Annotated in this window: 16 protein-coding genes; 4 read left to right on the top strand and 12 right to left on the bottom strand. The window is 71.4% G+C overall.

What is annotated here, in order from left to right:
* Positions 1–122: 122 nt before the first annotated feature.
* The 6 genes from ACWDUZ_RS19620 to ACWDUZ_RS19595 form a co-directional block, all read right to left on the bottom strand.
* Entirely contained in the window at positions 123–899 is a 777-nt protein-coding gene (locus ACWDUZ_RS19620; protein ID WP_451633048.1) for a DUF3159 domain-containing protein, read from the bottom strand.
* A gap of 3 nt (positions 900–902) precedes the next feature.
* On the bottom strand, positions 903–1301 hold the full coding sequence (locus ACWDUZ_RS19615; RefSeq protein WP_451633047.1) for an OB-fold nucleic acid binding domain-containing protein: 399 nt from the start codon (positions 1299–1301) through the stop codon (positions 903–905).
* 289 nt (positions 1302–1590) lie between these two features.
* Positions 1591–2283 (bottom strand): ABC transporter ATP-binding protein, encoded by a 693-nt coding sequence (locus ACWDUZ_RS19610; protein WP_451633046.1) that lies wholly within the window; start codon positions 2281–2283, stop codon positions 1591–1593.
* A 200-nt stretch (positions 2284–2483) separates the two neighbouring features.
* Positions 2484–3254 carry a DUF3710 domain-containing protein gene (locus tag ACWDUZ_RS19605; protein WP_358865823.1) on the bottom strand — a complete coding sequence of 257 codons (771 nt, stop codon included), beginning with the start codon at positions 3252–3254 and terminating at the stop codon, positions 2484–2486.
* Between the two features lies 1 nt (position 3255).
* Positions 3256–3792, bottom strand: a complete 537-nt coding sequence (gene dut, locus ACWDUZ_RS19600) for a dUTP diphosphatase (RefSeq protein WP_451633056.1) — start codon at positions 3790–3792, stop codon at positions 3256–3258.
* 47 nt (positions 3793–3839) lie between these two features.
* Complete coding sequence (locus tag ACWDUZ_RS19595; RefSeq protein ID WP_451633045.1) at positions 3840–4424, bottom strand: PaaI family thioesterase; 585 nt, start codon at positions 4422–4424, stop codon at positions 3840–3842.
* Between the two features lie 57 nt (positions 4425–4481).
* Between ACWDUZ_RS19595 and ACWDUZ_RS19590 the strand changes: the two genes are divergently transcribed.
* Positions 4482–4955: a DUF3093 domain-containing protein gene (locus ACWDUZ_RS19590; RefSeq protein ID WP_451633044.1), complete on the top strand. Its 474-nt coding sequence runs from the start codon at positions 4482–4484 to the stop codon at positions 4953–4955.
* Between the two features lie 84 nt (positions 4956–5039).
* Here ACWDUZ_RS19590 and ACWDUZ_RS19585 read toward each other — a convergent pair whose 3' ends face one another.
* The 4 genes from ACWDUZ_RS19585 to ACWDUZ_RS19570 all read right to left on the bottom strand — a co-directional run bounded on the left by ACWDUZ_RS19585 (position 5040) and on the right by ACWDUZ_RS19570 (position 8690).
* Positions 5040–6074: a hypothetical protein gene (locus ACWDUZ_RS19585; protein ID WP_451633043.1), complete on the bottom strand. Its 1035-nt coding sequence runs from the start codon at positions 6072–6074 to the stop codon at positions 5040–5042.
* Between the two features lie 13 nt (positions 6075–6087).
* Positions 6088–6384, bottom strand: a complete 297-nt coding sequence (locus tag ACWDUZ_RS19580) for a DUF4193 domain-containing protein (RefSeq protein WP_003997302.1) — start codon at positions 6382–6384, stop codon at positions 6088–6090.
* A 413-nt stretch (positions 6385–6797) separates the two neighbouring features.
* Positions 6798–8030: a sensor histidine kinase gene (locus ACWDUZ_RS19575; protein WP_451633042.1), complete on the bottom strand. Its 1233-nt coding sequence runs from the start codon at positions 8028–8030 to the stop codon at positions 6798–6800.
* 6 nt (positions 8031–8036) lie between these two features.
* Positions 8037–8690 carry a response regulator transcription factor gene (locus ACWDUZ_RS19570; protein ID WP_028424348.1) on the bottom strand — a complete coding sequence of 218 codons (654 nt, stop codon included), beginning with the start codon at positions 8688–8690 and terminating at the stop codon, positions 8037–8039.
* A 444-nt stretch (positions 8691–9134) separates the two neighbouring features.
* On the opposite strand from ACWDUZ_RS19570, the gene ACWDUZ_RS19565 reads away from it, so the two are divergent.
* Positions 9135–9308 (top strand): hypothetical protein, encoded by a 174-nt coding sequence (locus ACWDUZ_RS19565; protein WP_181446635.1) that lies wholly within the window; start codon positions 9135–9137, stop codon positions 9306–9308.
* Between the two features lie 115 nt (positions 9309–9423).
* Here the strand turns inward: ACWDUZ_RS19565 and ACWDUZ_RS19560 are convergent, their stop codons facing one another.
* On the bottom strand, positions 9424–10245 hold the full coding sequence (locus ACWDUZ_RS19560; protein ID WP_451633055.1) for an inositol monophosphatase family protein: 822 nt from the start codon (positions 10243–10245) through the stop codon (positions 9424–9426).
* Positions 10246–10253: 8 nt separating this feature from the next.
* On the bottom strand, positions 10254–11381 hold the full coding sequence (locus ACWDUZ_RS19555; RefSeq protein WP_451633041.1) for a ferrochelatase: 1128 nt from the start codon (positions 11379–11381) through the stop codon (positions 10254–10256).
* 150 nt (positions 11382–11531) lie between these two features.
* Here ACWDUZ_RS19555 and ACWDUZ_RS19550 point away from each other — a divergent pair, with 150 nt between their 5' ends.
* Positions 11532–12770 carry an MFS transporter gene (locus ACWDUZ_RS19550; RefSeq protein ID WP_451633040.1) on the top strand — a complete coding sequence of 413 codons (1239 nt, stop codon included), beginning with the start codon at positions 11532–11534 and terminating at the stop codon, positions 12768–12770.
* Entirely contained in the window at positions 12730–14049 is a 1320-nt protein-coding gene (locus ACWDUZ_RS19545; protein ID WP_451633039.1) for a D-arabinono-1,4-lactone oxidase, read from the top strand. Before ACWDUZ_RS19550 ends, ACWDUZ_RS19545 begins: the two co-directional genes overlap by 41 nt.
* Positions 14050–14538 lie beyond the last annotated feature (489 nt).

Below are 14538 nucleotides of genomic sequence, written 5' to 3'. Positions count from 1 at the left end.
CCGGGCGCCCCTTCGCTGTCGTTCCGTGACGGTGGCGCTCCGTGACGGTGGCGCTCCGTAGCGGCGAGCACCCGTCACGGTCGGCGCTGAGGCCACCGACCGGCTGCCCGGTCGCCGAAGGGCTATCGCCGGTGACGGCCGCCGCCGGGGCTGCTCGCCCCGCCCGGGGTGTCGCCGCGCTGGGCCGCCAGGGCGGCCTTGCGCTCCTCCTCGGCCTTCTCCTCCGCCTCCATCTCCGCGAACACGTCGATGGGGGCGGGTGCCTTGGCCAGGAAGAGCCAGGTCAGGTAGACCGCCAGCAGGAACGGCGGGATCTTGAGGGTGATCAGGACCCAGCCGAGCTGCGTGGTGTCCGCCCACCAGTACAGCGGGAAGAGGATCGCGCACTTGGCGAGCAGGATCAGGCCCCACGCCCAGCTGGCCTTCGCGTACGCCTTCTTGCGGCCCGGATTGCGGGTGCGCCAGGAGAGGTTCTCCTTGAAGACCGGGCCGAGGATCAGGCCGATCAACGGGACGCCGGCGAGCGTGGTGACGATGTACGCGAGGCCCAGGCCCAGCGTGTAGAGCATGCCCGGCAGGTAGAAGTCCTTGGCGTTGCCGGTCATCATCGCGAAGACCACACCGAACGCCACGCCGAAGACGCCGCTGAAGGCGTGCTTGACGGTGTCCCGCCGCGCCAGCCGGACCGCGACCAGCACCAGGGAGACCACGAGCGCGGCGATCGCCGACCAGTGCAGGTCCTTGTCGATCGTGTAGATGGTGACGAAGAGCAGACCGGGCAGGACGGTCTCCACCATGCCCCGCACTCCGCCGAACGCCTCGAACAGCGCGGCCTCCGTCACCGCCCTCGCCTCATCACCGGCGGTCGTCTCTTCGGTCGGCTTGTCGAGTGACGTCACGGGCTACTCCCGTCCGAGGGGTCGCAGTTCGTACTTGGGGTTGAAAAGCACCCGGCGGCCCCGGCTCATCGAGATCCGGCCCGATGCGATCAGCTTGCGCCCCGGTTCTATCCCGACGATGGAGCGCCTGCCGAGCCAGACCACGTCCAGTGCCGCGGAGCCGTCGAACAGCTCGGCCTCCAGGGCCGGGACGCCCGCACGTGGACGCAGGGTGACCGTGCGCAAGGTACCAGTAACAGTGACGACCTGCCGGTCGTTGCAGTCACAGATACGCGTACAGCCCGTGGTGTCGGCATCCTCCCGCAGCTCCTCGGACTCCAGGTCCTCCTGCGAGGAGGAGAGCCGGTCGAGCATGCGCCGGAACCGGCCGACCGGCTTTTCGGAACGAGGAACAGCACCCATAACTGAAGCGTACCGGTGCACGCCAACAGCGCCGTAACTGCGCTCACCCCGACCGCCGTCACCGTTCGAAGCGGTCGCCCCGTCCGGGCTCGGTCACGGAGTGGTCGGGATGCGACGGGTCGGCCTGCGGCTTCCGGCTTCCGGCGCACTGATCCCGGCGAAGCGGGTCCCGCGCCCGGAGAGACGACGCGGGCGTAGGGCACGCGGAACGGAAAGCCGACCGGCGGCGCTGTTGTCCGCCTCGACGGTGGTTGTGCGGCTGAGTGCGGGGCTCGGCCGAACCGGCGGCTCAGTGCTCGACTATCTCGCCGTCGCGGAGCTCCAGGACCCGGTCGGCGAGGTCCAGCAGGTTCAGATCGTGCGTGGCGACGAGCGCGGTCACCTGCTGGCTGTGGACGACTGCGCGCAGCAGCTCCATCACGGCGAGGCCGGTCTCCGCGTCCAACTGGCCCGTCGGCTCGTCGGCTATCAGCAGGGCGGGGTCGTTGGCCAGGGCGCGGGCGATGGCGACGCGCTGCTGCTGGCCGCCGGAGAGCTCGCCGGGCCGCTGCCTGGCGTGGTCGGCCAGGCCGACGAGCGACAACAGCAGCTCCACGCGCTCCTCCCGCTCCCGCGGGTCGGCGCGCCGCAGCCGCATCGGGACGCCGACGTTCTCGGCGGCCGTCAGGATGGGGATGAGCCCGAACGACTGGAAGACGAAGCCGACGCGGTCCCTGCGCAGGGCGAGCAGCCCGTCCTCACCCAGCTCGGAGAGGTCGCGGCCGTCGACGTGGACGCTGCCCCGGTCCGGCTCGTCGAGGCCGCCCACGATGTTGAGCAGGGTGGTCTTGCCGGAGCCGGAGCGCCCCTTGAGAGCCACGAGTTCGCCCCGCGGCACCTCGAAGGAGACCCCGCGCAGGGCGTGCACGGCGGACTCCGCCTGCCCGTAGGACTTGTGGACGTTCTCCACGCGCACCATGGTCTCGGTGACGACCTGGCTCATCTGCTCTCCCCCGCTCTGGTCCCCCGTGGACCGTGCGCCAGTATCACGACCAGCACCTGCCCCTTCAATCCCTCGGTATGACAACGCGCGGCGCCCCGCGATGGTTCCGCACCCGGATCCTCCGTCCGGGAGACCGTCGCACCGGCCCCCGCACACGGCGAAGGGCCGCACCTCGAGGAGTGCGGCCCCCGCGTGACCGTTCAGCGCACCTCGGTGATCTCCGGGCCGCGCTGCAGCTGTCCCATGCCGCCCGCGAAGCGGGACTGGCCCTCGTCCTGCTGGACACCCTCGGGCACCATCTGGGCGTCGTTCGGCAGCTTCAGGACGATCGGGTCGCGAGGCGCCATCGGGCCCTCGCCGCGGACCACGACCGTGTCCCGGAAGATCTGCTCGAGCAGTCCGGCCGCCTGCGGCTGCACCGCGCCCTGTCCCGAGATCACCCCGCGCAGGAACCAGCGGGGGCCGTCCACACCGACGAACCGTACGACCTGGAAGCCTCCGGTGCCGTCCGGCAGCTGGACCGGTACCTGGGCGCGCAGCTCCCAGCCCAGCGGTCCTTCGACCTCGTCGACGATGCCGCCCTGCTGGGTGATGCCGGTGGCGATCTCCTCGCGCACCTCGCCCCAGATGCCCTCGCGCTTGGGCGCGGCGAAGGCCTGCAACTGGACGGCGCTGTCCCGCAGGACGACGGTCGCCGCGACGATCGCGTCACCCGCGACCTCCACCCGCAGCTCCATGCCGTCGACACCCGGTACGAACAGTCCTCCGAGGTCGACCCGGCCCTCGCCCGGGTCGCGCACCTCGGAGCTGTCCCAGGGCCCGTCGGGCCGCGGTTCGGGCTCGAGCCTCACCCGCTCGCGCTCGGCCTCTTCCTCCGCTTCGTCCGCCTCGGTGTCGACGCTGTCGACGACCTGCTCGGCCTCGCCGGCCGCGTCCTCGGCGGCACCCTTCTTCTTGCGACGTCCGAACACGTCACTGTCCTTCCCGGTCGGATACGACCGAAGCGTATCGATTCCCACCCGTCCGACCGCCCATGGCGGCCCGACCGCTTGTGCCGCTCACGCCGTCCACCGCGGCGTGGCCACCGGTGGACCCGAAGCCCCCCTCGGCCCGCGCCGAGTCGGGAAGCTCCGCGACCTCCTGGAAGCGGACCCTCTCGACCTGCTGGACGACCAGTTGGGCAATCCGGTCGAAGCGCTCGAACCGCACGGACTCGCGCGGGTCGAGATTCACCACGATCACCTTGATCTCCCCACGGTACCCGGCATCAACCGTCCCCGGGGCATTCACGAGGGCGACACCGCACCGGGCGGCGAGGCCGGATCGTGGGTGCACGAAGGCCGCGTACCCCTCGGGGAGCGCGACAGACACACCCGTGGGCAGCACGGCCCGCTCCCCGGGCGCCAGCTCGCAGGCCACGGTGGTGCGAAGATCGGCACCCGCGTCACCGGGGTGCTCGTACGCCGGAAGCGGTACGTCGGGGTCGACGCGCCGGATCAGCACGTCCAGGGGCTCACGGCCGCCGGCGCCCACAGGGCTCGCGGGAGTCCCCGGGCTCACGGGTTCACCTCGAAGGCGCGAGCCCGGCGGACCTGGTCCGGGTCGTTCATGGCGGCCTGGATCTCCTCGTCGCGGCCGTGCTGAACGAAGTGATCGACCTTCACCTCGATGAACAGGCCCTCCGCGCGGACCGCGACCGGCCCGTCCGGGCCGCCGACGCGGCCGGTGGCCCTCGAGTAGATCTTCCGGCCCGCCACCGCGGTGACCTCGGCCTCCAGATACAGCGTGGTGCCGACGGGCACCGGCCGCAGGAAGTCGGTCTCCAGCCGTCCGGTGACGGCGATGGTCCGTAGCAGCCAGTTCAGCGAGCCGAGGGTCTCGTCGAGGGCGGTCGCCAGGACCCCGCCGTGGGCGAGGCCCGGCGCGCCCTGGTGGGCCGGCTGCACGGTGAACTCGGCGGTGATGCTGACGCCCTCCCCGGCCCGGGCCTGGAGGTGCAGCCCGTGCGGCTGCGAACCGCCGCACCCGAAGCACTCGTCGTAGTGCGAGCCGAGGAGTTCACCGGGTGCGGGGGCCTCGGGATGCCGCACGGGTTCGACGGCGCCGGCGGGGGGCTGAAGAGCTGCGGAACTACCACTCACAGGCGCAGACCTTACCCGCGCCCGAAGCAGTCGCCGACACCGTGCCAAGCTAGCTTCATGCAGCTCTCCGCCCAGCCGTACGAAGAACGTCTCACCGCGCCTCGCTCCTGGTGGCTGATCAGTTTCCTCATCGGCGTCTCGTGTGCTCTGATCCTCCTGCCCTTCGGGGCCCTGCCGATGCTCGGCGGCCTGGTCGGCGGCACCGCCGTCGCGGCGATCACGGCCAGCTCCTACGGCTCCGTCCGCATCCGTGTCGTGGGCGGCTCGCTGATCGCGGGCGAGGCGAAGGTGCCGGTCACGGCGCTGGGCGAGGCGGAGATCCTGGACGCGGAGGAGGCTCGCGCCTGGCGCACCTACAAGGCGGACACCCGAGCCTTCCTGCTGCTGCGCGCCTACATCCCCACCGCGCTGCGCGTGGAGGTCACCGACCCGGACGACCCGACGCCGTACCTGTACCTGTCGACGCGTGAGCCGCAGCGTCTGGCGGAGGCGCTGCGGGCGGCGCGGGCGGCGGCGCCCGGGGTCGCGTAGGCGGCCTCGTCGGGTCCGGGCGGGTTCCTCGTCGGGTCCGCGCCGGAGAAGCTCCGCGGGCGCGCGGGAACCTCGATGGGCGATTCAGCGCGGGTGGGGCCCGCCGTCCCCCGTGGTGTCGTGGCCGTCCCCCGCGGCGTCGTGGCCGGGTGCGGTGGCGTCGTGGGCAGCCCCGGTGGCTCCCGCCACCGGCAAGGGGCTCTGGGGGGTCTCCAGCGGCGGCAGCGCGGGCAGGTCCTCCCACGGGACCTGGATCTTGCGCAGGTCCGCGCGGACGCGGGCCGCGAGCTTCTTGGTGTCGCGCCGGTTGATGACGGCGCCGACGGCCGCGCCCACCAGGAACGGCATCAGGTTCGGCAGGTCGCGCACCATGCGCTTCATGATCTGCTGGCGCAGCTGACGCTTCATGTGGCCACCGAGGGCCGCGTCGACCGTGGACGGCTTCATCACGTCGATCCCGCGCTCCCCCGACCAGGAGGACAGATACGCGGTGCTACGGAGCCTGAGGTTCCCCGGGGGCCGCACCCCGTAGACCTCGTGGAGTTCGGCGATCAGCTTGAGCTCGACCGCGGCGACGCCGGTGATCTCCGTGGCCAGTTCGGTCGGCATCGCGGGCGGCAACGGCAGCATCGCGGCAGCGCCGATCCCCGCTCCGATCGTCGAGGTCCCGTTGGCCGCCGCGGCCACCAGCCTGTCGGCGAGCTGCTCGGGCCCCAGGCCCGGGAACTGCCGGCGAAGCGTGGCGAGATCGCGCACGGGGACCCTCGGGGCGATCTCGATGATCCGGTCGGCGAGGTGCCCCAGTGCCGCCTTGGCGCGGCTCCCGCTCATGCGGACGCCGGTCCTGGCCGCCTGTCGGGCTCTGCTGCGGATCGCGGCGGCCCGCCGCCGGGCGACGGGCGCGCCCCCTTCCGCCGCCTTTTCCACCGCGGCGACGGGGGCATCCCCGCGAACCTGCTCGAGCGAGGCCGATCCCGTCGATGCCGTGGCATCTGTCCGGTCGGACGGACGGGATGGGCCTCGCTCGTGGTCACGCGCGCCGTGGGAGCCGTCCTGCGGCCCCGAGTCCGCTCCCCTGCGGGGGAAGCGGCGCTTCCAAGGAGGGGTCGAGCCGGTCACGGCCGACCCCGCCTCAGTCGCAGTCGCGGCAGATCGGCTGGCCGTTCTTCTCGCGGGCCAGCTGACTGCGGTGGTGCACCAGGAAGCAGCTCATGCAGGTGAACTCGTCCTGCTGCTTGGGCAGTACCCGGACGGCCAGCTCCTCGTTCGAGAGGTCGGCCCCGGGCAGTTCAAGGCCTTCGGCGGCCTCGAACTCGTCGACGTCCACGGAGGAGGTCGACTTGTCGTTCCGCCGAGCCTTCAGCTCCTCCAGGCTGTCCGAGTCGACGTCGTCGTCGGTCTTGCGTGGGGTGTCGTAATCGGTTGCCATGTCGCTCTCCCCCTCTGGGTGTCTGCGGTGTCTCCAGCGCACGTAACGCGTGAGAGGCCGGACTTGTGCCCGCCTCGAGGCGGAGATTTTGCCTCACATCAAGGTCTGTTACTCAATCGACACCCAACCGGACTCCTCATGAGTGATCGGCTTGGATGGCGATGGGGACCGTACACGGTTCGATCGACGCAGTTCAAAGCGGTCTCACCGTGTACTTCCCGTGATCAGGACCCTTGAAAACCGGGACTTTCCCGGCTTTCAGCCCTGCTCATGATCACGCAGAGTAGATGGCCGGAAATCCGCGCATGTGATCGATCACACAGGAGACAACTCCGGCTGTCGCCCGAAAATTCCGCGCAAAGCGAACATCCTTCAGGCTGGGCGCCTCGGCGGGGCGCTACCGGGCCATGCTCTCAGACCGACAGGGTGACGCGCATCACGAGTCCGCCTCCCTCGCGCGGCTGGGCCGAGATGTGGCCGCCGTGCGCCCGCGCCACCGAGCGCGCGATCGACAGGCCCAGTCCGACGCCCTTGTCGCTGCCGGTGCGCTCGTTGCGCAGCCGCCGGAACGGTTCGAAGAGGTTGTCGATCTCGTACGCCGGCACCACCGGCCCGGTGTTCGTGACCACCAGCACCGCCTGGCCGTGCTCGACATCCGTGTCGACCTCCACCCAGCCGTCTTCCGCCACGTTGTACCTGACCGCGTTCTGGACCAGGTTCAGCGCGATCCGCTCCAGCAGCACGCCGTTGCCCTGGACCACGGCGGGCTTGCGCGCCCCGCAGATCTCGACCCCCTTCGCCTGCGCCTCCCCGTGCACCTGGTCGATGGCCTGCGTGGCCACCTCGGCCAGGTCCACCGGCTTGCGCTCGACGATCTGGTTGTCGCTGCGGGCGAGCAGCAGCAGGCCCTCGACGAGCTGCTCGCTGCGCTCGTTGGTGGCCAGCAGCGTCTTGCCGAGCTGCTGAAGCTCCACCGGGGCGTTCGGGTCGGACAGGTGCACCTCCAGAAGGGTGCGGTTGATCGCCAGCGGAGTGCGCAGCTCGTGCGAGGCGTTGCCGACGAAACGCTGCTGGGCGGTGAAGGCCCGCTGCAGCCGTTCGAGCATGTCGTCGAAGGTGTCCGCGAGCTCCTTCAGCTCGTCGTCCGGGCCGTCCAGCTCGATCCGCCGGGACAGATCGGAACCGGCCACCGCGCGGGCGGTCCGGGTGATCCGGCCGAGCGGCGACAGCACGCGGCCCGCCATGGCGTAGCCGAAGGCGAAGGCGATCACCGCTAGGCCCAGCAGCGCGAGCAGCGAGCGGCTCAGCAGGTCGTCCAGGGCGTGCTGACGCTGCTGGTTCACGCAGGCGTTCATGGCGCTGTTGAACTCGCTGGGCGAGGCCTTGTCCGGGAAATTGCAGATGGAGCTGGTGACGCTGCCCTCGACGATCTTGAAGGGCAGTTCGCTGCCCACGTTGAGCGCCTGGGCGGCCAGCAGGTAGATGATCGACAGCAGCAGGATGCCCGCGATCAGGAACATGCCGCCGTACAGCAGCGTCAGCCGTATCCGGATGGTGGGGCGCAGCCACGGGAAGGGCGGCTCCGGCCTTCTGGGGTCCCACGTGGGTTTGGGGGGCGCCTGGGGCGGCGCGGGTGTCGCGGCCACGGCGGATCAGATCCGGTAGCCGGAGCCGGGCACCGTGACGATCACCGGGGGCTCGCCCAGCTTGCGGCGCAGGGTCATCACGGTCACCCGCACGACGTTGGTGAACGGGTCCGTGTTCTCGTCCCAGGCCTTCTCCAGCAGCTGCTCGGCCGAGACGACCGCGCCCTCGCTGCGCATGAGGACCTCCAGGACGGCGAACTCCTTCGGCGCCAGCTGGACCTCCCTGCCGTCGCGGAAGACCTCGCGGCGGTTGGGGTCCAGCTTGATGCCGGCACGCTCCAGAACGGGCGGCAGGGGCACACTGGTGCGCCGGCCGAGGGCACGCACGCGTGCCGTGAGCTCGCTGAACGCGAACGGCTTGGGCAGGTAGTCGTCGGCGCCGATCTCCAGGCCCTCCACACGGTCGCTGACGTCGCCCGACGCGGTGAGCATCAGCACGCGCGTGGGCATGCCGAGCTCGACGATCTTGCGGCAGACGTCGTCGCCGTGCACCAGCGGGAGGTCGCGGTCGAGGACGACCACGTCGTAGTCGTTGACGCCGATGCGCTCCAGGGCGGCCGCACCGTCGTACACGACGTCGACGGCCATGGCCTCCCGGCGCAGTCCGGTGGCCACCGCATCGGCGAGCAGCTGCTCGTCCTCGACGACGAGTACGCGCACGTCGCTTGTCCTTCCTGTGTCCACCCGCGTGACGCCGCTCGGGCGCACGCGGGCAGGGGTCTTCATGGGTGTGTCTCCATCCTGCCCTTTTCGGCCGTAAGTCGGCTGTAAGCCGGGGAGACGACGGTCCGCGGACGGGACCGTGCGGGGCCGAGGGCCGGGCCCGGGAGGGACGAAGGGGATGGGAATACCGAATTTTCTTCCGCGGTTCAGGTTTCCGCGGGAGGGAGCCGGGGGAGGACCGCTTTACACCCCGCGATCACGCTCTGCATGTGCCGCACGACCATGCGGTACCCCGCGATCGATCCGCAGAGTGGGCGTGGGTGTCCGGCACCGTCGCCGCCCAGCAGGGCAGCGCTGGGCACCTACTGGAGACGTGATCGCCCCTTCCGAACGGCACACCCCCGTGCCACCGACCCACGACCCAGGACGAGGGGGCGCAGCATGGACGCATTCACGGCAGGACTTCTGCAGCGCATAAAGGCGACCGAGTCCGACCTGACGCGGGCTCGTGACGAGGGCGACGACTTCCTCGTCGAGGTGGAGCTGGGCGAACTGGACGACCTGCGCCGCCTCGCCGCCGAACACGGTGTGGAGGTCGGCGTGTCCGGCGTCTGATCCGCGTGTGGTCGAGCGACCGCGCACGAACGGGGCCCCCGGCGCTCGGCGCCGGGGGCCCCGTTCGCTCGCACGGCAGGCGGACCGAAGGGCCCGGGTGCCCCGGGACGAGCCCTCAGACGCCGTCGTGCCAGGCGCCGAAGTCCTCCAGGAGGGTCTGGAGGGGCTCGAAGACCCCCGGGCCGGCCGCGACCGTCAGCTCGCGGGACAGACGCTGTCCGGGACGGCCGCCGGTGCGGGCGCCGGCCTCGCGGGCGATCAGGTCGCCCGCGGAGTAGTCCCAGGGGTTCAGGCCCCGCTCGTAGTAGCCGTCGAGGCGGCCCGTGGCCACGTCGCACAGGTCGATCGCGGCCGAGCCGCCACGCCGGATGTCGCGCACCAGCGGGATCAGGCGACGGGCGACGTCCGCCTGGTGGACGCGGACCTCGGCGACGTAGTTGAAGCCGGTGGAGATCAGGGCCTGGTCCAGGGGCGGAGCGGGACGGCAGGCCAGCTTGCGCTCCCCGGCCCAGGCCCCGGTGGCCCACGCTCCCCGGCCGCGTACCGCGTGGAACGTCTCACCGCGCATGGGGGCCGTCACGACTCCGACGACGGGTTCGCCGTCCTGCTCGGCCGCGATGGAAACGGCCCAGGTCGGCAGGCCGTAGAGGTAGTTCACCGTCCCGTCGAGCGGGTCGATCACCCAGCGGATGCCGCTGGTGCCCTCGGTGGAGGCGCCCTCCTCGCCGAGGAAGCCGTCGTCGGGGCGCCGGTCGGAGATCAGGCCGGTGATCAGTTTCTCGGCGGCGATGTCCATCTCGGTGACGACGTCGATCGGACTGGACTTGGTGGCGGCGACCGCGAGGTCGGCCGGCCTGCCGTCCTTCAGCAGCGCACCCGCGCGGGCGGCGGCCTGGAGGGCGAACTGGAGCAGTTCGGTGTGCAGGGAGTCGGTCACGGTGGTCCTCACGCGTACGGACTGTCGGCGCCCGCGGCAGCGGGGCGGGGGGCACGGGCCGGGCAGCAGCCCACCGGGCAGACGTCGTGGCTCGCCCCGAGGGCGCCCAGGGCGCACGGCGTGACCTGCCCGCCGCGCTCCACCGCGGCGCGCTCCAGAACCAGGTCGCGGATCGCGGCGGCGAACCTCGGGTCGGCGCCGACCGTGGCCGAGCGGCGCACCGGCAGGCCCAGCTCCTCCGCCTTGGCCTTGGCCTCCGTGTCGAGGTCGTAGAGAACCTCCATGTGGTCGGAGACGAAGCCGATGGGCGCCATGACGACCGCCGAGGCGCCCGCGCCGTGGCGGTCTTCCAGGTGGTCGCAGATGTCCGGTTCCAGCCACGGGATGTGCGGGGCGCCGGAGCGGGACTGGTAGACGAGCTGCCAGGGGTGGTCGACACCGGTGCGCTCGCGGACCGCGTCGGCGATCAGCCGGGCCACGTCCAGGTGCTGACGGACGTAGGCCCCGCCGTCGCCGTGGTCGGCGACGGGGCCGGAGGTGTCGGCCGCCGACGTCGGGATCGAGTGGGTGGTGAAGGCGATGTGGGCGCCGTCGCGGACGTCCTCGGGCAGGTCCGCGAGGGATTCCAGCACACCGTCGATCATGGGTTCGACGAAGCCGGGGTGGTTGAAGTAGTGCCGCAGCTTGTCGATCCGGGGCAGCTGAAGGCCCTCGGCCTCCAGGGCGGCCAGCGAGTCGGCGAGGTTCTCGCGGTACTGGCGGCAGCCCGAGTAGGAGGCGTAGGCGCTGGTGGCCAGGACCAGGATGCGACGGCGGCCGTCACGGACCATGTCCCGCAGGGTGTCGGTGAGGTACGGCGCCCAGTTGCGGTTGCCCCAGTAGACCGGCAGGTCCAGGCCGTGGTCGGCGAAGTCCTTGCGCAGGGCGTCCAGCAGGGCGCGGTTCTGGCCGTTGATGGGACTGACCCCGCCGAACAGGAAGTAGTGCTGTCCGACTTCCTTCAGGCGTTCCTTCGGGATGCCGCGGCCACGTGTCACGTTCTCCAGGAACGGGACCACGTCGTCCGGCCCCTCCGGGCCGCCGAACGAGAGCAGGAGCAGGGCGTCGTACGGAGTGGCATCGAGCGCGTCTGGCATGCCTCGATCCTGCCACCCGGTGCCGACAGCCGGGATCCCGACCCGCATGGCGTGCGCGCCGAGGCCGTCTCGCAGGTGTGTGCGACGGGCCCACCGACTCCGTAAGCTGTATCAGCCATCTACGCGCCTTACCGCCCCCGGAGACCTCCCGTGCCCAGCCCCTACCGCGCCCTGTTCGCCGCCCCAGACTCCAAGGGCTTCTCCGCCGCGGGGTTCATCGGCCGTATGCCGCTGTCGATGATGGGCATCGGCGTGGTCACGATGATCTCCCAGCTCACCGGGCGCTACGGGCTCGCGGGCGCGCTGTCGGCCACCATCGCGCTGGCCGCCGCCGTGCTCGGGCCGCAGATATCGCGGCTGGTCGACCGGTACGGGCAGCGCCGCGTGCTGCGGCCGGCCACGCTGGTCGCGCTGACCGCGGCGGCGGGGCTGCTGCTCGCCGCGTACTGCCGGTGGCCGGACTGGGCGCTGTTCCTGTGCGCCGCCGGGATCGGTTCGGTGCCTTCCCTGGGCGCGATGGTCCGTGCGCGCTGGGCGGCGCTGTACCGCGGAACCCCGCAGCTGCACACCGCCTATTCGTTCGAGTCGGTGGTGGACGAGGTCTGCTTCATCCTCGGGCCGATCGTCTCCATCGGACTGTCCACGGCGTGGTTCCCGGAGGCGGGGCCGCTGCTCGCCGCGTGTTTCCTGGCCGTCGGGGTCTTCTGGCTGACCTCGCAGCGGGCCACCGAGCCGAAGCCCCACTCGCGCGAGCACCACGACGGCGGCTCGGCACTGCGCTCGCGCGGACTTCAGGTGCTGGTGGGCACGTTCGTGGCCACCGGGTCGATCTTCGGGGCGGTCGACGTGGTCACCGTGGCGTTCGCCGACGAGCGGGGGCACAAGGGTGCGGCGAGCGTCGTCCTCGCGGTGTACGCGGCGGGCTCCTGCACGGCCGGCGTGCTCTTCGGCCTGCTGCGGCCGTCCGGGGCGCCCGCCCGCCGCTGGGTGCTGGGCATATGTGCGATGGCCGTGAGTATGATCCCCCTCCTACTGGTCGGAAACCTGCCGTTTCTGGCCGTGGCGCTGTTCGTCGCGGGCCTGTCCGTAGCTCCCACCATGATCACGACGATGGCCCTCGTCGAGGAGCACGTACCACGCGCGCACCTGACCGAGGGCATGACCTGGGTGAGCACCGGGCTCGCGGTCGGGGTCGCGGTCGGTTCGTCGGTGGCCGGCTGGGTGATCGACGCGGCCGGCGCGCGGGCCGGGTACGGGGTGCCGGCGGTGTCCGGGGCCGTCGCGGTCGCGGTGGGTTTCCTCGGGTACCGCCGGCTCAGCAGGCCGGCTCCGGGTCGGGGAGGCTCCGTTGGGCAGCACAGCGAGCGCGAAGAACGGCACGTGGCGTAACTGGGGCGGCAACGTGGGCGCCCGTCCCGCGCGGGAGGTCGCACCCGCCTCGGTCGAGGAGGTGGCGGCGGCGGTCCGGCGGGCCGCCGAGGACGGCCTGACGGTGAAGGCCGTCGGCACCGGGCACTCCTTCACGTCCATCGCCGCCACCGACGGCGTCCTGATCCGCCCTCAGCTCCTGACCGGTATCCGCATCATCGACCGCGACGCCATGACGGTCACGGTGGAGGCCGGCACCCCGCTCAAGAGGCTCAACACGGCGCTCGCGCGCGAGGGACTGTCCCTCACCAACATGGGCGACATCATGGAGCAGACGGTGTCCGGGGCGACCGGCACCGGCACCCACGGCACCGGCCGCGAGTCCGCGTCGATCGCCGCCCAGATCAAGGGCCTGGAACTGGTCACGGCGGACGGCTCGGTGCTCGCCTGTTCCGACAAGGAGAACCCCGAGGTCTTCGCGGCCGCGCGGATCGGCCTGGGCGCACTGGGCATCGTCACGGCGATCACCTTCGCCGTCGAGCCGCTCTTCCTCCTCACCGCCCGCGAGGAGCCGATGCCCCTGGAGAAGGTGCTCGCCGAGTTCGACCAGCTCTGGGCGGAGAACGAGCACTTCGAGTTCTACTGGTTCCCGCACACCGGCAGCACCAACACCAAGCGCAACAACCGCAGCGCCGGCCCGGAGGCACCGGTGGGGCGGTGGTCGGGCTGGTTCGAGGACGAGTTCCTCTCCAACGGCGTCTTCCAGGTCGCCAACTGGGTGGGCCTCGCGGCGCCCGCCGCCATCCCCGCGATCGCCCGGGTGTCCAGCCGGGCACTGTCCGCGCGGACGTACACCGACATCCCCTACAAGGTCTTCACCTCTCCACGCCGGGTGCGGTTCGTGGAGATGGAGTACGCCGTGCCGCGCGCGGCCCTCCCCGACACACTGCGCGAGTTGAAGGCGATGGTGGACAGCTCCGATCTGCGGGTGAGCTTCCCGGTGGAGGTGCGCACGGCACCCGCCGACGACATCACCCTGTCCACCGCCTCGGGCCGGGAGAGCGCGTACGTCGCGGTCCACATGTTCCGGGGCACGCCCTACCAGCGCTACTTCACCGCCGCGGAGCGCATCTTCACCGCGCACGAGGGCCGGCCGCACTGGGGCAAGATCCACACCAGGGACGCGGAGTACTTCGCCGGGGTCTATCCGCGCTTCGACGAGTTCATGGCGCTGCGGGACCGGCTGGACCCAGAACGTCTGTTCCAGAACGACTACTTGCGGAGGGTGTTGGGGTCGTAACGGACGCGCTGGGCGCCGGGGCCGGGGCACCGGTTCCGGCGGTGCTGCCCGTCCCGGCCGCGGGCGGTGTGACGCCGGCCACGGTGACCCCGAGGGCGAGGGCGGCCGCGACCACGGGCCGCTTCCAGCTCCGGACCCGGTGGACGGTGCCGGACGTCAACTCCCCTTGGGCGCGGCGGAGTCAGACCTTTCACGCATAACCGAGCTTTGCCTGCCCGTCCTGTACGCACCCACGCACAGCCGGGCCTTCGGGGCGTGTTGGGTCGACTGCACAACAACGGGACGTACGATCGAAACCGCTGGTTCCGTTTCTGGTGATTCCGTGAAGTACGCCACGTTCGTGATCGATTAAAACGGTCAGGGAGGATCAAGTCCCGCCCGTTGCCAGAAGTTGGGCGGCGCGCCAATCCACGCACGTGGTCCAAATGGAGTACTGTTGCGAACCCTGGGTCCGGTCTCCCGCCAGGGCGTCCGGGGCCTTGCTGGACC

The organism is Streptomyces sp. NPDC003393, from assembly GCF_053589015.1.
Note: the sequence above shows the minus strand (reverse complement) of the source record. Positions and strands in the feature narration are given on the sequence as shown.